General features: G+C 68.8%; 22 protein-coding genes. 10 read left to right on the top strand and 12 right to left on the bottom strand.

The genetic code is table 11. The features are described from left to right. Positions 1 to 5: 5 nt before the first annotated feature. The gene (locus ACLJQF_RS13985) at positions 6 to 584 is read left to right on the top strand and encodes an EndoU domain-containing protein (RefSeq protein ID WP_410608837.1); all 579 of its coding nucleotides are present in this window, start codon (positions 6 to 8) and stop codon (positions 582 to 584) included. On the opposite strand, the gene ACLJQF_RS13980 is transcribed toward ACLJQF_RS13985, so the two are convergent. From ACLJQF_RS13980 to ACLJQF_RS13970, 3 genes are all read right to left on the bottom strand, one after another. Continuing rightward, complete coding sequence (locus ACLJQF_RS13980; RefSeq protein ID WP_410608836.1) at positions 581 to 1,405, bottom strand: GNAT family N-acetyltransferase; 825 nt, start codon at positions 1,403 to 1,405, stop codon at positions 581 to 583. The two genes, ACLJQF_RS13985 and ACLJQF_RS13980, sit on opposite strands and share 4 nt — an antisense overlap. Positions 1,406 to 1,415: 10 nt before the next feature. Next, positions 1,416 to 1,688, bottom strand: a complete 273-nt coding sequence (locus ACLJQF_RS13975) for a helix-turn-helix domain-containing protein (RefSeq protein WP_410608834.1) — start codon at positions 1,686 to 1,688, stop codon at positions 1,416 to 1,418. Between the two features lie 116 nt (positions 1,689 to 1,804). Beyond that, a complete protein-coding gene (locus ACLJQF_RS13970; protein ID WP_410608832.1) occupies positions 1,805 to 3,424 on the bottom strand; it encodes an alpha/beta hydrolase in 1,620 nt (539 codons plus the stop codon). A 191-nt stretch (positions 3,425 to 3,615) separates the two neighbouring features. Here ACLJQF_RS13970 and ACLJQF_RS13965 point away from each other — a divergent pair, with 191 nt between their 5' ends. Further along, positions 3,616 to 3,894 (top strand): DUF3311 domain-containing protein, encoded by a 279-nt coding sequence (locus ACLJQF_RS13965; protein ID WP_410608830.1) that lies wholly within the window; start codon positions 3,616 to 3,618, stop codon positions 3,892 to 3,894. Further along, a complete protein-coding gene (mctP, locus tag ACLJQF_RS13960) occupies positions 3,891 to 5,546 on the top strand; it encodes a monocarboxylate uptake permease MctP (RefSeq protein WP_410608828.1) in 1,656 nt (551 codons plus the stop codon). Before ACLJQF_RS13965 ends, mctP begins: the two co-directional genes overlap by 4 nt. On the opposite strand, the gene ACLJQF_RS13955 is transcribed toward mctP, so the two are convergent. Continuing rightward, positions 5,543 to 6,145: a hypothetical protein gene (locus ACLJQF_RS13955; protein WP_410608826.1), complete on the bottom strand. Its 603-nt coding sequence runs from the start codon at positions 6,143 to 6,145 to the stop codon at positions 5,543 to 5,545. The genes mctP and ACLJQF_RS13955 overlap by 4 nt on opposite strands. A gap of 32 nt (positions 6,146 to 6,177) precedes the next feature. Between ACLJQF_RS13955 and ACLJQF_RS13950 the strand changes: the two genes are divergently transcribed. Then, the gene (locus ACLJQF_RS13950) at positions 6,178 to 6,753 is read left to right on the top strand and encodes a peroxidase-related enzyme (RefSeq protein ID WP_410608824.1); all 576 of its coding nucleotides are present in this window, start codon (positions 6,178 to 6,180) and stop codon (positions 6,751 to 6,753) included. Here the strand turns inward: ACLJQF_RS13950 and ACLJQF_RS13945 are convergent. The 3 genes from ACLJQF_RS13945 to ACLJQF_RS13935 form a co-directional block, all read right to left on the bottom strand. Then, positions 6,750 to 7,679: a GNAT family N-acetyltransferase gene (locus ACLJQF_RS13945; RefSeq protein WP_410608822.1), complete on the bottom strand. Its 930-nt coding sequence runs from the start codon at positions 7,677 to 7,679 to the stop codon at positions 6,750 to 6,752. The genes ACLJQF_RS13950 and ACLJQF_RS13945 overlap by 4 nt on opposite strands. A 224-nt stretch (positions 7,680 to 7,903) precedes the next feature. Next, a complete protein-coding gene (locus ACLJQF_RS13940; RefSeq protein WP_167441331.1) occupies positions 7,904 to 8,053 on the bottom strand; it encodes a hypothetical protein in 150 nt (49 codons plus the stop codon). Between the two features lie 259 nt (positions 8,054 to 8,312). Then, positions 8,313 to 9,503, bottom strand: coding sequence for an AAA family ATPase (locus ACLJQF_RS13935; RefSeq protein WP_410608820.1), 1,191 nt, complete (start codon positions 9,501 to 9,503; stop codon positions 8,313 to 8,315). A gap of 81 nt (positions 9,504 to 9,584) precedes the next feature. Here ACLJQF_RS13935 and ACLJQF_RS13930 point away from each other — a divergent pair, with 81 nt between their 5' ends. Beyond that, positions 9,585 to 10,100 (top strand): hypothetical protein, encoded by a 516-nt coding sequence (locus tag ACLJQF_RS13930; protein ID WP_410608818.1) that lies wholly within the window; start codon positions 9,585 to 9,587, stop codon positions 10,098 to 10,100. A gap of 61 nt (positions 10,101 to 10,161) precedes the next feature. Here the strand turns inward: ACLJQF_RS13930 and ACLJQF_RS13925 are convergent, their stop codons facing one another. Then, the gene (locus tag ACLJQF_RS13925; RefSeq protein ID WP_410608816.1) at positions 10,162 to 10,896 is read right to left on the bottom strand and encodes a MerR family transcriptional regulator; all 735 of its coding nucleotides are present in this window, start codon (positions 10,894 to 10,896) and stop codon (positions 10,162 to 10,164) included. A gap of 171 nt (positions 10,897 to 11,067) precedes the next feature. Between ACLJQF_RS13925 and ACLJQF_RS13920 the strand changes: the two genes are divergently transcribed. Further along, positions 11,068 to 11,613, top strand: coding sequence for a DoxX family protein (locus ACLJQF_RS13920; protein WP_410608814.1), 546 nt, complete (start codon positions 11,068 to 11,070; stop codon positions 11,611 to 11,613). A 69-nt stretch (positions 11,614 to 11,682) separates the two neighbouring features. Here ACLJQF_RS13920 and ACLJQF_RS13915 read toward each other — a convergent pair whose 3' ends face one another. Next, a complete protein-coding gene (locus tag ACLJQF_RS13915; RefSeq protein WP_410608812.1) occupies positions 11,683 to 12,972 on the bottom strand; it encodes an acetyl-CoA C-acetyltransferase in 1,290 nt (429 codons plus the stop codon). A 93-nt stretch (positions 12,973 to 13,065) separates the two neighbouring features. Between ACLJQF_RS13915 and ACLJQF_RS13910 the strand changes: the two genes are divergently transcribed. Both ACLJQF_RS13910 and ACLJQF_RS13905 read left to right on the top strand, forming a co-directional pair. Continuing rightward, positions 13,066 to 14,400 carry a 3-oxoacyl-ACP reductase gene (locus ACLJQF_RS13910; RefSeq protein WP_410608810.1) on the top strand — a complete coding sequence of 445 codons (1,335 nt, stop codon included), beginning with the start codon at positions 13,066 to 13,068 and terminating at the stop codon, positions 14,398 to 14,400. Between the two features lies 1 nt (position 14,401). Next, the gene (locus ACLJQF_RS13905) at positions 14,402 to 15,241 is read left to right on the top strand and encodes a MaoC family dehydratase (protein WP_410608808.1); all 840 of its coding nucleotides are present in this window, start codon (positions 14,402 to 14,404) and stop codon (positions 15,239 to 15,241) included. Here the strand turns inward: ACLJQF_RS13905 and ACLJQF_RS13900 are convergent. Then, positions 15,233 to 15,889 (bottom strand): TetR/AcrR family transcriptional regulator, encoded by a 657-nt coding sequence (locus ACLJQF_RS13900; protein WP_086843734.1) that lies wholly within the window; start codon positions 15,887 to 15,889, stop codon positions 15,233 to 15,235. The two genes, ACLJQF_RS13905 and ACLJQF_RS13900, sit on opposite strands and share 9 nt — an antisense overlap. 126 nt (positions 15,890 to 16,015) lie before the next feature. On the opposite strand from ACLJQF_RS13900, the gene ACLJQF_RS13895 reads away from it, so the two are divergent. Beyond that, a complete protein-coding gene (locus tag ACLJQF_RS13895; protein WP_410608806.1) occupies positions 16,016 to 16,678 on the top strand; it encodes an SCP2 sterol-binding domain-containing protein in 663 nt (220 codons plus the stop codon). A 67-nt stretch (positions 16,679 to 16,745) separates the two neighbouring features. Beyond that, entirely contained in the window at positions 16,746 to 17,297 is a 552-nt protein-coding gene (locus tag ACLJQF_RS13890) for an SCP2 sterol-binding domain-containing protein (RefSeq protein ID WP_410609032.1), read from the top strand. Between the two features lie 25 nt (positions 17,298 to 17,322). Here the strand turns inward: ACLJQF_RS13890 and ACLJQF_RS13885 are convergent, their stop codons facing one another. Together ACLJQF_RS13885 and ACLJQF_RS13880 are read right to left on the bottom strand one after the other, a co-directional pair. Then, a complete protein-coding gene (locus tag ACLJQF_RS13885; protein WP_410608804.1) occupies positions 17,323 to 18,456 on the bottom strand; it encodes a DNA cytosine methyltransferase in 1,134 nt (377 codons plus the stop codon). A 46-nt stretch (positions 18,457 to 18,502) separates the two neighbouring features. After that, the gene (locus ACLJQF_RS13880) at positions 18,503 to 19,519 is read right to left on the bottom strand and encodes a DNA cytosine methyltransferase (protein ID WP_410608802.1); all 1,017 of its coding nucleotides are present in this window, start codon (positions 19,517 to 19,519) and stop codon (positions 18,503 to 18,505) included. Positions 19,520 to 19,568: the final 49 nt, after the last annotated feature.

Below are 19,568 nucleotides of genomic sequence, written 5' to 3'. Positions count from 1 at the left end.
AGCGAGTGGGCGGCGGGCACGCACCGGGCGTCGGGCGCAGGGCGACCAGCGAGTTCCCGGTCGGCTGGACCGACGAGCAGATCATCTCCGTGATCAAGGACGTCGCCAACGACCCCAGCGAGGCCCGGCGGCAGCAGCGCAACGGCCGCTGGCGCTGTGCCGGCGAGCGGTTCAACGTCCACCTGATCGTGCTGGTCGAGGAGGACGGGCACGTGCACACCGCCTACCCGGTGGCCGGGCCGGGCGTGATCCGCAATCCGGACACCGCGCGGGACCCGGCGAACCCGACGGTCGCCGACCTCAAGGAAAATCGGATCAGCTTCTTCGCCGACAGCGTGCTGACCACGATCGGCAACCGGCTCTCCCCGGAGGACTACACGCACTACCGGACGCTGCTGTGGGCCGGCGAGTGGGAGGAACTGGCCGACGTGCTGGCCGCGCACGCGTACCGGCTCGGTTTCGGCTTTTCCGCCGACGAGTTCTCCGACTTCGAAAAGCTGCTCAACAGCTACGACCTGCCGGTGCCGGGCTGCGCGTTCCTCAACGACCGCGAGCACATCCTCAAGCAGCTCCGGCCGCTCTAGCTGAAGTCGTACCCGAGGAAACTGGCGATCGGGACGAAGCCGATGCGCCGGTACAGGGCGTTGCTGGTGACATTGGCGGGATCGGTGTAGAGGACCACGTCCGTCGCGCCCGCGGCCAGCGCGGCTTGACTCACCGCGACCGTCACCGCGCCCGCGTAACCCCGGCCGCGGAACCGGGCCGGGGTGTAGACGGGGTCGATCCGGACCATGCCCGCCAGCACCGGGGTCGAGCCCGCCATGGCGACGGGACCGCCGGCCTCCCAGAACGTGAACCGCTTGTCGGCGAAGTTCGAGGCGGCCCAAGACCGCGTGTCGGCGAAGGGCGCCTGCCCGACCGCGGTGGCGAACTCGCTGCACCAGCGGATGATCTCCGCGCGGTCCGGCGCGTTCGAAGCGTGGCCTTCGGGCATCGGCTCCGGTGGGGTGAGCGTGCCGAGCCGGTGGAGCCGGACCCGCACCCCGGGCTTCGGCACCGTGCCGGTGTGCCGTTGCCACGCCTCGGCGAAAGCGGCGGCGGAGTCGTCCTCCGCGGTCACCCCGCACAAGGTGTCGCCGAGGCCGGTCAGGTGCGCGGCGAGGGCGTCCGCCTGGTCGGACGAGACCGCGGTGAGGATCAGGCGTTGCGACGCGCGGCGGCGGTAGCAGATCGCGCGGACCTCGCCCTCCTGCTCCAGCCGGCCGAAGAGCGTGCCCTCGTCCGCCTGCGTCCGCAGCTTCTCGAGCCGGGTCAGCTGCGAGGTGTGCAACGCGGGCCGCGAGCGCAGGAAGTCTCCGGTCCGGGCGAGGAAGTCGTCGATGTCGCCGGTGAGGTGCCAGGGCATGTCCGGGCGGTCAGCTCGCCTGCGAAAGCGGAGGTGACGCGGCGGGCGTGACGGCCGCGCGCAGCTCCTCCAGCGGCAGGCGGACGGCGTCGGCGATGGCCGCGACCGTGAAGAACGCCGGCGTCGGGATGCGGCCGGTTTCGATCTTCCGGAGCGTCTCGACCGAGATCCCCGCCTCGGCGGCGACGTCGACCATGCTCCGGCCGGCCCGTGCCGCCCGCAGCGCCTGGCCGAGGCGTTCGCCTCGTTCGCGCTCTTCATCCGTCAGCGGTACGCGCACCATGAGAGGGATTCTAGTGCCAGACGAGTTGTCCACTGCCTGTGGATAACTCTGTGCACAGGTGTGGAAAGGGCCCCGCCGAACCGAAGTTCGACGGGGCCCCACAACACCTGGTGGTGTCAGGCTCCTGCGGGCACCGGAAGTGGCATGCCGGGCAGGTTCTGGTCGTTCGGCACGACGCCGTCGATCAGGTAGGCCTCCACGACCTTGTCCACACCCGCGTTGCCGCCGGCGTAGATGCCGTGGTCACCCTCACCGGTGATCGTCAGCATCCGCGAACCCGCGAACGCCTTGTGCGCACGCTTCGCGCCCTCGAGCGGCGTCGCCGGGTCGTGCTCCGACTCGACGATCAGCACCGGGGGAACACCCTTGCCGTCCAGCACGGGCAGCGGGGACGGCGGCTTCTTCCAGAACAGGCACGGCTGGATGAACCAGCCGGCACCCAGGAGCGGCAGCTGCTTGTCGATCAGCTTCTGCGAGTCCTTGATGGCGCTGTTCGGCGAGCCGGTCCACGGACCCTCGTTGCACGGGATGGTCCAGAAGCTGGCGTCGTAGGAGTCACCGTCGGTCGGGACCATCAGCGGCTGGGCACCGGAGGTCTCGGTGCTCTTGTCGGTGGCCTTGACCTTCTGCGCGGCCGCGGTCTTGGCCTGGGCCGAAGCGGTGCCCTGGGTCAGCGTGCGGACGCTGACCAGGTAGTCGGCCAGGCCGGGGAAGGCGCGCTTCGAGTAGATCTGCGACGCGATGGCCGAGTCAAGGCCGTTGGCCGAGACGGTCGAACCGTCGGGCAGGGTGACCGCGCCCTGGGTCAGGGCGTAGCGGACCTGCTCGTAGGTCTGGCGGGCGGCCTCGCCGGTGGTGCCGAAGTGGTAGAGCTTGTCGTACTTCGCCACCCACGGGAGGAAGTCCTGGCGGAAGCGGCGCTCGAAGCCGAGCGGCTGCCAGTCGAAGGACTTCTGCCAGGTCGTGGTGAACTCGGTGGCCGAGTCGAGGACGAACCGGCCGGTGCGCGTCGGGTAGGCCTGCGCGTAGTGCGCGCCCATCCAGGTGCCGGCCGAGTAGCCGACCCAGTTGATCTTGTCGCGGCCGAGCAGCACGCGCAATAGGTCGATGTCCTTGACCGTCTGGTCGGTGTTGATCAGCGGGCCCAGCTCGCCGGACTTCTGCTGGCAGGACAGCGCCGCGTACTTCGTCGCCTGCAGGATCAGGTTCAGGTTGCCGCGGTCGCGGTCACGCGGGTCCAGGTCCGAACCGGTGCCGATGGCGCCGCCGCAGGTGATGTTGGTGCTCTTGCCGGTGCCGCGCGGGTCGAAGCCGACGATCTCCTGGTGCTCACGCAGCTTCGTCTGGTTGCGCAGGCGGGCCGGGAAGTTGCGGCCGGGCGCGCCCGGGCCACCGGGGTTGGTGATGACGCTGGCGGTCGCGTCCTGCTTCGCCTTCAGGCGGCTGACCGCGATGGTCAGGTCGATCTGGGCGTTCGCCTGGTACCAGTTGCGCGGCGTCTTGTAGGTCGCGCACTCCATGTCCTCGGCGCCGGCGGGCGGGGCCGTCGGCAGCTCGGAGGGGACGGCGCACTTGTGCCAGTCCAGCTTCTGGTTCGCGTACTGCACCGGGATGTTCGTGGAGTTCAGCGGCTGCTTACCGGCCGCGACCTCCTGACCTGCGAACGCAGGCGTGAACCCGGCCAGCAGGGTGCCGGCGATGGCCGGGATCACCACCGCGTAGCGGAGTCGTGTCATACGGTTGCCCCTTTTGGGTTTGCGCGTGCGGAGTCGGGCTATTGATATCGGGCCCGTACGGGCGGGGCAACCCACGTTCGTCGGAGAGCTTTCCGTGGGGCGATCAAATCGATATCGGACAAGCGTGACTCGCTGTCACACAGGTCCTAAGGTCAGGCGGTCGGTTACGGGAGTTTCAAGGGTGAGGTCCGATGTCGACTGTGAAGCACGACGGAAAGGTGCGCGGGTTTCAGTTCAGCCCGTGGAACCTGCTCCTGATCGTTCCGCTGCTGGTCCTGGTCACGCCGTTGTTCAACATGGACGGTCCGCGGTTGTTCGGGATGCCGTTCTTCTACTGGTTCCAATTCCTCTTCGTCGGAGTCGGGGTGCTGAGCACCTGGATCGTCTACATGATGACGCGGGACAAGACGACCGCTGACGCGCCGGACAAGCTGAGCGTCGACGACCTGGACGAGGGGGACGCTCGATGAGCAACCTGCAGTGGCCCGAGCTGATCATCTTCACGATCCTGTTCGCCCTGGTCACCGTGCTCGGCTTCATGGCGTCGCGCTGGCAGCGGGGCAGCTCGCTGGACCACCTGGACGAATGGGGCCTCGGCGGCCGCAAGTTCGGCTCGTGGGTCACCTGGTTCCTGCTCGGCGGCGACCTCTACACGGCGTACACGTTCGTCGCGGTGCCCGCGCTGGTGTTCAGTGCCGGCGCGCTCGGCCTCTACGCGCTGCCGTACACGATCGTCGTCTACCCGATCGTGCTGCTGCCGGCGCTGCGGATGTGGTCGGTCTCCCGGGTCCGCGGCTACGTCACCCCGGCCGACTTCGTGCGCGGGCGCTTCGGCTCGCCGATCCTCGCGCTGCTGGTCGCGATCACCGGCATCGTCGCGACCATGCCGTACATCGCGCTGCAGCTGGTCGGCCTCGAAGCCGTGCTGCGGACGATGGGCATCAACGGCTCCGGCATCGTCGGGCACCTGCCGCTGCTGGTCGCCTTCGTCATCCTGGCCTTCTACACCTACCAGTCCGGCCTGCGGGCGCCCGCGCTCATCGCGTTCGTCAAGGACATCCTGATCTACCTGGTGATCCTGGTGGCGATCATCTACCTGCCCTCGAAGCTCGGCGGCTGGTCGCACATCTTCGACGCGGCGGCGAAGAAGCTCGGCACGCCGAGCCCGGCCACCGGCAAGCCGGCCGGGTCGATCCTGCTCACGGCCAACAACCAGCTGCAGTACGCGACGCTGGCCCTCGGCTCGGCGCTCGCGCTGTTCCTGTACCCGCACTCGCTGACCAGCGTGCTGGCCTCGCGCGGCCGCAGCGTGATCAAGCGGAACATGGTCGCGCTGCCGGCGTACTCGCTGGTGCTCGGCCTGCTGGCGCTGCTCGGGTACGTGGCGATCACCGCGGGCGTCAAGCCGCTGACGAACGCGGCGACCGGCAAGGCGGACGGCAACACGATCGTCCCGGTGCTGTTCGACAGCCAGTTCTCGTCCTGGTTCGCCGGCATCGCGTTCGCCGCGATCGGCATCGGCGCCCTGGTGCCCGCCGCGATCATGTCGATCGCCGCGGCCAACCTGTGGACGCGCAACATCTACAAGGAGTACATCCGCAAGAACGCGACCCCGGCCGAAGAAGCCAAGCAGGCCAAGCTCGCGTCGCTGGTCGTGAAGCTCGGCGCGGTGGCCGTGATCATCCTGATCGACCCGCAGTTCTCGATCGACCTCCAGCTCATCGGCGGCGTGCTGATCCTGCAGACGCTGCCGGCCGTGGCGCTGGCGCTGTACACGCGCTGGTTCCACCGCTGGGGCCTGATCGCGGGCTGGATCGTCGGCATCGGCTGGGGCCTGATCATGCTGTACGGCATCCCCAACCCGGCCAACGGCAAGCAGCACTTCGGCGGTTCGGCGCTGTCGCTGGGCAACCTGTCGCTGTTCGGCTGGCACCCGTTCGCGGGTTCGGCGGTCCAGATCTACGTCGGTTTCGTGGCGTTGATCGGCAACCTGGTGGTCGCGGCGATCGGCACGGTGATCGCCAGGCAGCTGAAGGTGTTCAACGGCACCGACGACACCAACCCCGAGGACTACCACGCCGACGAGCACGACAAGGACCTCCGCCCGATCGGCGTCCACTAAGGACGGTTCGGGCGCACGACCGTCCGTGAGACGAGGTAGAGCACCACGCCGTCGAGCAGGTGCCAGAGGAAGTGCGTGCCGACCGGGACGTAGTCGCACACGTCCCGGTCGAGCCCGCGCAGGCTCAACGAGAGCGCGAAGATCGCCCCCGCCACGGCGAAGTGCGTCCAAGAGGCGTCGCGCATGAAGGCAAGAGTGGCGGCGAAGGCGCCGAGGCTGATGAAGGTGCCGAGGTAGAGCCCACCGCCCAGCAACGCCGTGACGAGGGTGAGCGCGAGAAACGCGGGCGCGGCAACCCACGCCCACCGCCGGCTCCAGTACTCGCGCGCGAACACCACGGCGTAGACGAGCACGAACCCGAGAACGGCCACCGAATCCGCGACGGCGGCCCACCGCGTCGCAAGCAGGTGGAAAGCAGTGCTCGCGGCGAAGACGAGCCCGATCAGCCCGGCGAGCAGCCGCCCGGTCCGATCCCCCTCGGCCAGCCGCCACACCAGCACGGCGGCGACGAGGAACGCGAGGTTGCTGAGACTGTTGAGCGGTTCTCCCCAGAGCCCGGGCCCGACGCGTTCGCAGTACCCGTCGACGTAGTCCGTCACGCAACCACCCAACCACGGCTAGCGTGAAGTCCATGAGCGACGCGGTGAGCCGGTTCCCGGTGACGGAACCCGAAGACCTGCCCGACGATCTGCGCGAGCGGATCGGCGCGATCGCGGAGAAGTCCGGGTTCGTTCCGAACATCTTCCGCGCCCTCGGCCACCGCCCCGCCGAGCTGCGCGCGTTCCTCGACTACCACGACGCCCTGATGGACCGCACCGACGGACTCTCCAAGGCCGAGCGCGAGCTGGTCGTCGTCGCGACGTCCGGTGCCAACCACTGCACCTACTGCGTGGTCGCGCACGGTGCGATCCTGCGCATCCGCGCCAAGGACCCGGAGCTGGCCGACCGCGTGTCGAGCAACCCGTGGCAGGTCGAGCTGGACGAACGCGGCCGCGCCATCGTCGACCTCGCGCTGGCCCTCGCCCACGACTCGGCCCTCTTCGGAGAAGGTGACCTCGAAGCCGCGCGCAACGCCGGCCTGACCGAAGACGAGATCTGGGACGTCGGCGCGATCACGGCGTTGTTCGCGATGTCGAACCGGCTCGCCCACCTGACCGCGCTCCGGCCGAACCCGGAGTTCTACCTGCTCGGCCGGACGCCCCGCTAGAACTCGAGGCGCCAGGTCTCGTCGGTCAGCTTCGGCCCCCAGTCGTCGAAGTCCCTCTCCCCGACCAGCTCGAACCCGGCCGTGCGGTAGATCGAACGCGCCGCGTCGAGGATGGAGACCGTCGACAGCTCCATCGCGCGGTAACCGTGCGCCCTGGCGAACGCGACGCACTCGGTGACCAGCCGCCTGCCCACGCCGTGGCCCCGCGCCGCCGGTTCGAGCAGCAGCAGCCGGAGTTTCGCGGTGTCCGCGTCCGGCCCGCGGCCGCAGCCGATGCTGCCCACCCGTTCGCCGTCCAGCTCGGCGATCCAGAACGCCTGGCCCGGGTCGGCCCGGCCGTCGAGGAAGCCGGCGGCGATCCGGGCGACGAGCGCTTCGAACCGGGCGTCGAAGCCGTACTCGCGGGCGTAGAGCGCGCCATGGCGTTCCACCACCCAACCGAGGTCACCCGGTCGTGGTGGGCGGAGGACGAGGGCCGGGTCGCGACGGCGGTTGCCGACCAGGTCGCCGATCGTGCGCATCGCGGACAGCAGCCGCTCCTGGTCTTCGCCGGCGAAGCGGCGCAGCAGCCCGCCGATCTGGTCGGCGGAGCGGCGGTTCAGCACCGCGAAGGCATCCCGGCCCGCCGCGGTCGGGCGCACGAGCTGGCGGCGGGCGTCCTCCTCGGACCGTTCGCGCACGATCAGCCCACGGGACTCGAGGCGCGTGAGCAGCCTGCTGGCGTAGCCGGCGTCGAGGTCGAGGCGTTTCCGCAGGTCGGTCACCGGTAGCGGGGCCTGGTGGGCGAGCTCGAAGAGCACGCGGGCTTCCGGCAGCGAGTACTCGGCGTCCGCCGGTCCTTCGTCGAGCACGCCGATGACCGAGGTGTAGAGCCGGTTGAAGGCGCGGACCGCGGCGACCCGGTCGGCGAGCTGAGCGTCGTTCATTGACCACCTCAACAAGTTCGTTGACGAAGTCAAAGATTACTGCGGAAAGCGCCCGCGACAAGTGGCTTTTCGGGGAAATGGGAAACCCCGTGATGCTGCCAGGTCGGGGGTCCGCCAGCATCACGGGGTCGTATGGGGTATCGACGCCCCTCCGGGCGACGTTACAGCGTGAGCACGATGTGGCCTAGGTCACTCGAATGAGCGACCGGCCACGGGGTGAGAGATCAGCGCATGTAGGCCGAGCGGGCCTGCGCGATCGCGATGAGTTCCTGACGGACCGTCGCGGTGGCGGCGGTGTCGATCGCCCGGTTCAGCGCCCGGCGAGTGCGAACCTCGGCGCGACGTGCCCGGAGCTTGGCGGCGATGTTGTTCATCGGTTCTGCATCCCCTTCGAGGGTCTTGGTGGCTTGTAGGTCCAGTATGCGCCTTTTTTCACAAGGATGCCAATGAATATCCGGTGACCTGGCGCACTTGCCGATGAATCATCGGCAAATCTGGCTGTACGCCGGAGAGATCTGGGGTGGCGGCGGTCACGGCGAAGCAACCGGCTACCGCCTTCTAGGTCTATCTAGTGAATAGGCTATAAAGCCGTAGTGACGCTCATAGAGCGCGAGACAAGGGGAAAAGCCCAGGTCAGTCGCGTCCGAGCAGGTAGTGGCCGAAGTGCGGGACGGTGAAGGCGATCTGCCCCCGCTCGGCGGAGTACACGAGGCCCTTCTTCATGAGGCTGTCGCGGGCCGGCGACAGCGACGACGGCTTCCGCCCGAGGAACACGGCGACGTCGGCGGTGCCGGCGGGCTCGTCGCGGCCCTGGGTCAGCGAGGCCATCGCCTGCAGGTACTCCCGCTCGGCCGGCGTCGCCCGCTCGTAGCGCGACCCGAAGAAGCCGACCGCCAGCTCCGACTCCGCTTCGGGCGCCGCGACCTGGACGTCCTTGACGGTGATCGGGTCGGACGGCGCCGCGTCCCAGGCCGCCTTGCCGTAGGCCTGGATGAAGTAGGGGTAGCCGCCGGACGCGTCGAAGAGCGCGTCGAGGGCTTCGGGCTCGATCCCGGCGTCCTCGCGCTCGATCGGTGCCATCACGGCGAAGTCGGCGTCCTCGCGGCTGAGCCGGTCGATGCGCGCGTACCGGAAGAGCCGCTCGGAGTAGGACTTCGATGCCGAGAGCACCGCGGGCACGTGCGGCAGCCCGGCTCCGACGACGACGAGCGGCGCGCCGGACTGCGAGAGTTCGTGACAGGCGGCGCACAACGCCGAGACGTCGTCCGGCTGCAGGTCCTGGATCTCGTCGATGAGCAGCGCGACGCCGGTCCCGACGTCCGCGGCCAGCTCGGCGACGTCGGTGAACAGCTCGACGAGGTCGATCTCGATGTCCCCGGAGTCGGCCCGCCCCTGCGCGGCGGGCACGTCGATCCCCGGCTGCCACCGCTCGCGCAGCTTGGCGTCGGGCTTGTTGGCCCGCAGCGCGAACGCTTTCAGGACCCCGAGCACCTCTTCGACGCGGTCCGGAGCGCGGTGCCGCACGGCGAGGTCCCGGATGGCCCGGTGCAGCGCGGCCGACAGCGGCCGCCGCAGCTCGGCGTCCGGCCGCGCCTCGATCTTGCCCGCACCCCACTTGTGCCGCACGGCCATCGCCCGCAGCTCCCCGAGGAGCACGGTCTTCCCGACGCCGCGCAGGCCGGTGAGCACGAGACTGCGTTCGGGTCTCCCCCGGGCAACCCGCTCCAGCACCACCTCGAACGCCTTGAGCTCACGCTCGCGCCCGGCCAGTTCGGGCGGCCGTTGCCCGGCGCCCGGCGCGAAGGGGTTGCGGATGGGGTCCACTCTGCCAAGTTATCGGCGTATCTAGTGCGAGCCCGATATTCCGCCATAGACCGCTAGCGCGTGTCGCCGGAGTTCGGCCGGATGGCCCAGCAGGCCGGTCTCTACACTTTCGATGTGAACTGGATCACTCCGATAGTGGCGCTCGTGGGGACGTTCCTGGGTGCCGTCATCACGTGGTGGACCGAACGGCGGCGGTGGCGACGGGAGCAGGACGCCAAGCGCATCGAGCTTCGTCGCGTGGTGTACGGCGACTACCTCGCTGCGCTGCATACCGCCAGCGAAGGACTTCGCGACGTTTCGGAGACCGCCGATCCCGAGCCGGCGAAAGCCCGTGCAGCGTTCCGCGCGGGCAATATCTACGCCGCACGGGAACAAGTCGGGCTGCTGGCTCCAGCGAAGGTCGTCGAGGTCGCGAAGCTGGCGTTCAGGCAGCTTCGCGAGCTACGCGACCTCGCCGCTGCCGATGCGCCGCGAAAAACTCGGCACTACGACGCGGTGCTTGTGGAGTACGGGGTCACTTTGGAGCGGCTGCGCGAATGCATGCGTGAAGACCTCGGCATCCGACCGGCAGCGCGGAAGCTCGAAGCGAGTACATAGAGACGAACAGGTCTGCAGCCCTGCTCGTCTCTACCCCCAGTGCGCACCTATCGACGCGCGACTAGTCGCTCAGGTTCCGTTCCGCATAGATCTTCATCGCGTTCCGGACGAATTCCGCCGTCGCGCCTTCGAGCCCGTAGCGCGGGTCGTCGACGTACAGCTGCCCCAAGCCCGCGAAGTACCCCGCCGACACCGACGAGACCGCCGGCCGGACCCAGGCGTGCAGCCGTCGCGTGATCGCCTGGACCTCGGCGGCGTCCGGGGTCAGCCCGGCTTCCCGGGCCGCGCCGAACGCGGCCGAGATGTCGAGCTGTTCCTGCTGGTGGGCCTGCTTCTCCTCGGCCGACAACGAGCTCCACCACTGGTCACCGCGCCGGTAAGCGTCGGCGCCCCACCGCGAAGTCACCTCTTGCTCGTACTTCGTGTGGTCGAAGCCGTCGAACACTTCTTCTGCCATCAGTCGTTCACCTCCCTTCAGTTTCCGGAGGGTCGTGCGGACCGACTCGATCTGCCGTCCGATCCGCCGCCGCTCCCCTTCGAGCAGCTCCAGGTGGGTTTCGAGCGCCGTGGCGCTGTCGCGCTGCCCGGCGAGCACCTCGGCGATCGCCGGCAGCCCGAGACCGAGCTCGCGCAGCAGCAGGATCCGCTGCAGCCGGACGAGTGCCTGCTCGTCGTAGTAGCGGTAGCCGTTGCTGCCGATCCGGCTGGGCTCGAGCAGGCCGACCGCGCCGTAGTGGCGCAGCGTCCGGCTCGTGGTCCCCGCCGAGCGGGCGATGTCCTGGATCGACCACTCCATGATGTCGACGATAGAAGTTGACGTCGCGTCAAGGTAAACCGCTAGAGCTTTATTGTGCTATCTAGCATCAAGGCGATATTTCCGCAGAAAGCCCGATGAGGATTCGAGCACGGGCCGAGCGGGCATCCACGGAGTAGGTTCGACCAGGCAGCGGCCCGTACGAGGAAGGCTATGACCGTGATACTCCGTCGAGTGGCACGTCCCCTGCTCGCCACGATCTTCGTGACGGGCGGCATCAATGCGCTGAGGCAGGCCGAGGGCCACGCCAAGGCGGCGGAACCGTTCCTCAACAACGCGTTCGAGAAGTTCGGCGACGTCGTCCCCGCGCAGGTCCCGCGTGACCCGGTGACGCTCGTCCGGCTCGACGCCGCGGTGAAGATCGGTGCCGGTCTCGCGCTCGCGTCCGGCAAGGCGCCGCGGCTCGCGGCGGGGCTGCTCCTCGGCAGCCTGGTGCCCACGACGCTTTCGACGCACAGCTTCTGGACCATCAAGGACCCGGGCGAGCGCCAGCAGCAGCAGATCCAGTTCTTCAAGAACGCGAGCCTGGCCGGTGGCCTGCTGCTCGCGGTCGCCGACACGCACGGGAAGCCGTCGGCGGCTTGGCGTGCGCGGAACGCTGCCAAGGACGTCGGGGCCGCGGCCGAGAAGCTGAGCCGCAAGGGCCAGAAGCGCGCGAACAAGCTCGCCAAGCGGGCCCAGAAGTCGCTCCCCCACTGACGCCGACCTTCGTGAAGGCCACCTTCAGGAACTTAAACTTCCTCAAGGTGGCCTTCACGAACTTGCACGCTACTTCTCCAGGATCGCGGTGACGCCCTGGCCGCCGGCCGCGCAGATCGAGATCAGGCCGCGGCCGGACCCCTTCTCGTGCAGCAGCTTCGCCAGCGTCGCGACGATCCGGCCGCCGGTCGCGGCGAACGGGTGCCCGGCCGCCAGCGAAGAGCCGTTGACGTTCAGTTTCGCCCGGTCGATCGCGCCGAGCGGCTCGTCCAGGTCCAGCTTCTCCTTGGCGAACGCCGGGTCCTCCCACGCCTTGAGCGTGGCCAGGACCTGCGAGGCGAACGCCTCGTGGATCTCGTAGAAGTCGAAGTCCTGCAGGGAAAGCCCGGCACGCGCGAGCATCCGCGGCACGGCGTAGGCGGGCGCCATCAGCAAGCCCTCGTCACCGTGCACGTAATCCACGGCAGCGGTCTGCGAGAACGTCAGGTAGGCCAGCACCGGCAGCTTGTGCGCCTTCGCCCACTCGTCGGTGGCGAGCAGGACCGTCGACGCGCCGTCGGTCAGCGGCGTCGAGTTTCCCGCCGTCATCGTGCCCTGGGGACCACCGAAGGCCGGCTTGAGCTTGGCGAGCTTCTCCGCGGTCGAGTCCGGCCGCAGGTTCTGGTCGCGCGCGAGCTTGAGGAACGGCGTCACGAGGTCGTCGAAGAACCCGCGGTCGTAGGCGGCGGCGAGCTTCTGGTGGCTGCTCGCGGCCAGTTCGTCCTGCGCCTCGCGGGTGATCTCCCAGACCTTGGCCGTCAGCGCGGCGTGCTCGCCCATCGACAGCCCGGTGCGCGGCTCCTCGTTGCGCGGGATCGCCGGGACGATGTGGCCCGGCCGGATCTTCGCGACGAGCTTGAGGCGGTCGCCGAGTGTCTTGGCCGAGTTGAGCTGGATGAGGATCTGGCGCAGGTCCTCATTGACGGCGAGCGGCGCGTCGCTGGTCGTGTCGACGCCGCCGGCGATCGCCGAGTCGAGCTGGCCGAGCGCGATCTTGTTGGCGACGTTGACGATCGCCTGCAGGCCGGTACCGCACGCCATCTGGACGTCGGACGCGGGCGTCGCGGGCGAAAGCTTGCTGCCCAGCACACTCTCGCGGGCCAGGTTGAAGTCCTTCGAGTGCTTGAGCACCGCGCCGGCGGCGACCTCGCCGATCACCTCGCCCTGCAGCGAGAAGCGGCTGACCAGACCGTCGAGGGCGGCGGTGAACATGTCTTGGTTCGACGCCTTCGCGTAGGGACCGTTCGACCGTGCGAAGGGGATCCGGTTGCCCCCGATGATCGCGACCTTGCGCACTGCGGGCGTTTTCCTCGGCGGCATGAACTTCACCTCTCTGGTCGGCTCCTGCACACTGTAACCTACTCAGGAGTAGGTTAGACTGCGGCGTGACGCAGACGGCACGGGAGGCAACCGATGGCTGACAGGTACCAGCAGTTCACGAAAACCCCGGTGGGGAAGTTCGTGGTGCCGAAGCTCGGCCTGCCGAACCCCGCGACACTGCGCCGCTACCAGCCCGGGCAATCCGCCCTCGAGGGTCCCGCACTGCTGGGCGCCGCGCCCGGCGGACGGCTGGAAAAGACCCTTCGTGACCAGCTGGCCGACGCGGTCATCGAGGTCATCACCACCCCCGCCGACCGGCACGCGGCGCTGGTCTTCGACGCCACCGGCATCACCGATCCCGCTCGCCTGCGCGAGGTCTACGACTTCTTCCACCCGGTGATCCGCAGCGTCGGCCCGTCCGGCCGGGTCGTCGTGCTGGGCACGCCGCCGGAGCAGGTCGAGGGCCGCGAGCGGATCGCCCAGCGCGCGCTCGAGGGTTTCATCCGTTCGGTGGGCAAGGAGTTGAAGCGCGGCGCGACCGCCCAGCTCGTGTACGTCGCCGACGGCGCCGAAGAGGCCACGGACTCGACGCTGCGCTTCCTGCTCTCGGCGAAGTCGGCGTTCGTCGACGCGCAGGTGATCCGGATCGGCACCGAGGGCAAGACCGCCACCGCGCCGGCCAGCTGGGAGAAGCCCCTGGACGGCAAGGTCGCGCTGGTCACCGGGGCGTCCCGCGGCATCGGCGCGGCGATTGCCGAGGTGCTGGCCCGCGACGGCGCGCACGTCGTCGCGCTCGACATCCCCGCCCAGGGCAGTGACTTGTCGAAGGTGGCCAACAAGGTCGGCGGGTCGTCGCTACAGCTAGACATCACTTCGCCGAGCGCGCCCGCGAAGCTCGCTGAGTACCTGAAGGAGCGGCACGACGGCGTCGACATCGTCGTGCACAACGCGGGCATCACGCGCGACAAGACGCTGGGCAACATGAGCGAAAGCGCGTGGGACTCGGTGCTCGCCGTCAACCTCGCCTCGCAGCTCGCGGTGAACGACAAGCTCCTCGGCGACCGCGTGCTGAACGAGAACGGCCGCATCATCGGCGTCTCGTCGATCGCGGGCATCGCCGGCAACGTCGGCCAGACCAACTACGCCACGTCGAAAGCGGGCGTGATCGGCATGGTCAACGTCGGCGCGCCGCAGCTCGCGGCCTACGGCGGCACGATCAACGCCGTCGCGCCCGGCTTCATCGAGACCAAGATGACGGCCGCGGTCCCGCTGTTCATCCGCGAAGCCGGCCGGCGGCTGTCCAGCCTCGGCCAGGGCGGCCTGCCGGTCGACGTCGCCGAGACGATCGCCTGGTACGCGAACCCGGCGTCGGCCGCGGTGAACGGCAACGTGGTCCGCGTCTGCGGCCAGGCCCTGCTGGGGGCCTGACATGGCGATCCGCGAACTCGACAGCACACCGAGCCTGGCCACGCTGTACCCGAAGGCGCTGCTCGGAGGGGTACTTCGGAAGCCGTCGGGCGGCGAGCTGCCGGACACCGAGCTGGTGCGCACGGGCGTCGTCGTCGACCCGGCGCACCTTGCCGCGTACAACACGGTCTGCGGCTTCCGGCTGAGCGACGAGCTGCCGGCCACGTACCCGCACATGCTGGCGTTCCCGCTGCAGATGGCGCTGATGACCGAGCCGGGCTTCCCGTTCCCGCTGCTCGGCATGGTGCACGTGACCAACCGGATCACCCAGCACCGCGCGCTGCGGGTGAGCGAGCCGCTCACCGTACGCGTGCGGGCGGAGAACCTGCGCCCGCACGAGAAGGGGCGGCAGTTCGACGTCATCAGCGAAGCCCAGGTCGGCCCAGAGACGGTGTGGACGGACGTCAGCACGTACCTGCGACGCGGCGTCGGCTCGGGCTCTTCCCGGCGGGACCAGCTGGCCCCGCCGACCCCGGACGCGCTCTGGCGCATCCCGGGCGACATCGGACGCCGCTACGCGGAGGTCTCGGGCGACCGCAACCCGATCCACCTGCACCCGCTGACGGCCCGCCTGTTCGGCTTCCCCCGCGCGATCGCCCACGGCATGTGGACGAAGGCCCACGCGCTGGCGGCGTTCGAAGGCCGGCTGCCGGAGGCGTTCACGGTGGACGTCCGCTTCAAGCAGCCGGTGCTGCTGCCGGCCAAGGCGGGCTTCACGTCGTGGTCGGTGGACGACGGCTGGGCCTTCGAGCTGTGGAGCAAGGCGAAGCCGCACCTGGAGGGGACGATCAGCTCACTCTGACGGCTTCCAGACCGCGCCCTCGATGAGGTCGTTGAAGCCGAGCCAGACGAGGTTCATCATCCAGGAAGCCAGCACGCCGTCGGAGATGTCGGGGTGGTCAAGGGCCCAGTCGGCCAGCGACTCGGCCCCTCCGACCAGCGACGCGGCCAGCCCTTCGCCGGAGAACTCGGCCTGTTCGCCGACGCCCTTGCGGGTGCCGGCGGACACCACGAGCGCGGCGACGAGCTGGATGGCGCGCGCCCGCATGTCGGTGATCTCCGCCGCGAAGGCCCCGCCGACGGTGAGGGCCTGGCGGTGCAGGACCGTCCACGACTCGCGGTATTCGGCGACGAAGCGGTAGAAGGACCGCAGGCCGTGCCAGAGCTGCATGTCCGGTGGCAGGTCGGGCTGCACGCCGGCCTGGATGGCCTCGAGCAGACGCGTCGCCTCGCGGCGGATGCACGCACCGAAGAGGTCCTCCTTCGAGCCGAGGTAGGTGTAGATCATCGGCTTCGAGACCCCGGCGACGTCGGAGATCTCGTCCATCGACGCGGCGTGGTAGCCGTGCCGCGAGAAGACCTGGACGGCCGCGTCCAGGATCTGCCGCTCGCGCACCGCACGCGGCAGCCGCCTGGCCCGTTCGGGCGGACGCTGATCTTCCTCTGACACGCTGGACCTCCTCGTTGCTGCCCGGAGACGGTACCGGCAGTGGACCCGTGAGAGTGATTTCGGCACGCTTGCCCGCCTACCTACTGGAAAGTAGTATTACTCTTGGGTAACTGGAGAGGGGTGACCATGGCCGAAAACGCCGGGATGACCAGCGCCGATCGGATCGCGGAGCTCCGCGGGGCGGCACTGCTCGACGCCCTGGAGCGGCTCGACCCCCTGGGCCCGGAGGCCCACACCCTCGACGTCAACGCGCTCACGGAAGCCCTCGACCCCGGCGAACTCCGCAAGGACGACTTCCGCCGGTTCCTGACGGTCCTGCTCACGCTGGCTTCGCGAGCCCCGGCGTTCGACCTGAGCAAGGTCGAGCCGGCCCGCTTCGCGTCCCTGGTGGCCTCGGCGTCGCGCGCGCAGCTGGAGAGCGTCGTCGCGGACCGGCCGCTGCGAGAGCGCGTGCTGGACGAGATCTTCGCCCGCATGGGCGCCCACATCAGGTCTGACCGAGCCCGCGACCTGCAGGCGGTGGTCCACTGGCGCCTGTCGGGCGGAGCAGGCGAAGGCGGCTACGACCGCTACGAGACGGCGATCGCGCACGGGTCCTGCACCGTGAGCCGCGAGATGCACTCCGCTGCGCGAGTCACCATCACCATCGCCCCGACTGACTTTTTCCGGCTCATCACCCACCAAGCGACGCCGGCAGTGTTGTTCGTCACGGGAAGAATCAAAGTCAAAGGTGACTTGGCCTTCGCCGCCGGCTTGATCGGTTTCTTCGACTTACCGCACCCCGTATAGTCCGCCCGTGCCCCGAAACGCGAAATGGCGCCTCCCGCGACCCCACCGCACCCGCGGCGGCCACGTGGTGAACGCGTTCGCGGAGAAGCTGGTCATCGGCCGGCTGACGCCCGGGCAGTTCACCCAGGTCCTGGAAACCCTGCACATGCTGGGAGAGGTGGGCGCCGGCATCGAGCTGAGCTCCCTGTCGACGGACGTCCTGGTGGACGTGGTCCGCCGCGCATCCCGCGACCAGCTGAAGGCGATCGCTTCTCATTCGGAGCTGCGTGCAGTGTTTTTGGACGAGATCTTTCGTCGAATGTCGGAGCATTTCTCGCCGACGCGCGCACGGCACGTGAATTTTGTGGTTTCTTGGCGCTTTTCCGAGGGTTCGGGCGAGGACGGGTTCGACCGATTCCAGACGGTGATCGAGGACGGGGTGTGCGTGTCCTCGACGGACTTGTCCCGGACACCGGACACGACGATCACGCTGTCGGTGGACGACTTCATTCGGATGGCCACGGGCAACGCGGCGGTGGCGGCGATGTTCGTGACCGGGCGGGTGAAGGTGAAGGGTGAGTACGCCCCGGCTGTGCGGTTCTCGAGCTACTTCGACATCCCTAAGCCGTCCGGGGACTGACGGTCGATCGTCGCCGAATTAGCGGCTAAAACAGACGCGCGCTGGCCACCTGCTCAAGGGCATTGCTCGGCTGCTGCTGCCGACGAAGGGGTTTGCTGCTCTTGGTCACGTTCCAATCGCCGTTCACCGCCTCGTTGAGCGCTGCCTCGTCGAGTTCGAATCCCAAGGCCGCGGCCAGCACGTGCGCGGCGAGCCTGGGTGGGATGGCATTGCCGATCTGCTGCGAAATATCGCCGCCCTGCCACGGGTAGTCGAGCGGGAACGTCTGCAGGCGCCCCGCCTCCTGGGGACTGAAACGTGGCAGTTCCCGCTCGTCACGTGTGACCAGACGGTTTCGTGAAACCTTGCCAGTCACGGTGGCGGCCGGTTCCTCGGAGGTACGCCTGCCTCGAGCCTTGGGGTCTCCGCCGGTGCCGTAGTTGGAGATCACCACGTAGGGTGACTCGCGCTTGACCGCCTCACCCATGGTCGCCCATGGGAGCAAGGCCGGATCTCCCTGAGTCGCGGGGACGCCTTTGCGGTACAAGCGGTGCGTCGGTGTGGGAAGGCTCGGCGTGCGGTCCCGTCGTGCGATCAGGATCGCACGACGGCGCGTCTGCGGCACCCCGAACATCTCGGTGTGCAGGATGCCGCAATCGGCCTTGTACCCGACTCCGGCCAGCGCTTCTCGAACGGCGTACCACACTGGTAGGACGGCAGGCACCTGCTCGAGCACGATCGCGTCGTACGGGCGTCCGTTTCGGACGGCCTCGAGCGCCCACCTGAGCGGCTCCAGCACCAGTCCCGTTCGGTCGTCGTCCAGCTCGGCGAGGTTCTCCCTGACGTCTTCACCAGCCGCCATGCGCTTGACGAACTTGAGCACCTGGTCCAATGCGCGTCGGCCTGCCCCGCCGCCGGCCACTGTGTATGTTTGGCACGGCGGACCACCGGCGAGGACCGTGGCCGTTTCGAAGTCCGATGGCTTGTGCTTGCGAACGTCTTCGTGCCAGGTCCGGAGTCCTGCCGCGGCGCGAGTGGCGCAGGCATTCGCGTCCCATTCGATCCCGTCCACGTCCAGCCCGAGCCAGTGCGCGGCGACATCCAGCCCACCTGGGCCTGCGAAAAGATCCACCATGTGGATCCGCCCGGACGGACCGGAGGTGGACGGTTCAAGGAGCATGCGGGTGAGCTTATCTCGTGCACCCGCGCGAGCTGAGTAGACGCGGTCAGGTGGCGTCCAGGACCTCGCGAATCGCCTGTCCGAGTGCACGACCCACCGGTGGCGGTGTGGCGTTGCCGACCTGGCGGTAGCGACTGGTCTTGCCCCCCGACAGTTGCCAGTGCACGGGGAACCCTTGGAGCAGAGCGGCCTGCTCGACGGTCAGCTTGACCATGCCCGCAGGCCCGGCTTCGGGCTGCCAGCGAAAATCGGAACCCGGCGGCAGGTCGGCGATGGTGCCGCCGTTCACCCCCATGGTGGCCCACCGGCGCTTGGAACCCGAGGGGCCCAGATCCGGGCCGCCGCGCTCCCAGGAGCCGCCGACCAGAGTGGGGGCGAGCTGGTTGGCCTGCGCCGCCCAGTCGTCCGCCTGGGGCCAGCCCCGGGACGCCATGGACTTGCGCAGCACTTCACCCACCGAAGGCGGTGGAGGCAGCACCGGAGGCATCCGGAACTTGTCTCCGGCCCCACCTTTGAACGCGACGAGAACGCCGTGCGGGCGTTCCTGTGATACGCCGTAGTCGGACGCATCGACGACGAACCACCGTACGTCGTAGCCGAGGTGCTCGAGTTCCTTTTCGACTTCTTCACGTGCCTCGGCGTACTTGTCCTTCTCCACCAGTTCGGACAAGTTCTCGACGAGCAACGCGCGCGGTTGCATTCCCGGCACGAGCCAGGTCGTGGCGCGGAGAAGCTCCAGTTCGACATCGCTGCCGCGACTGCGGTTGATGGTTGCCGACCCCTGCACCCGGGGCAGGCCCGCCGACAGCAGATCCACGTCATATAAACGCCGGTTGTCCGACGACGGGTCGAACTCGAGCAGGTCCATCTGCTGCACGTTCCACGTCGGCCGATTGAGGCTCAGGGTCTTGCATGGCGCCTCGAAGTTGTCGAGCAGCAGGACCGGGTCGAAGCCCGCCTGCTCGAGTCCGAGCGCAAGTCCGCCCGCGCCGGCGCAGACCTCGACTGATTCAAGGCGTTTGTCCGTCGAAGAACGCTGCTTCGACCGGGATACCAGTGGCATTCGGTCCCCCTCCTTTGTGCAGTCTTGATGCGGTCGCGTTCGCTTTGTT

Origin of the sequence: Amycolatopsis sp. lyj-109 (assembly GCF_046548995.1) — a bacterium.
In the GTDB taxonomy this organism is placed as follows: Bacteria; Actinomycetota; Actinomycetes; order Mycobacteriales; family Pseudonocardiaceae; genus Amycolatopsis.
The sequence above is the reverse complement of the archived record's forward strand: the minus strand, read 5'-3'. Positions and strand labels throughout refer to the sequence as shown.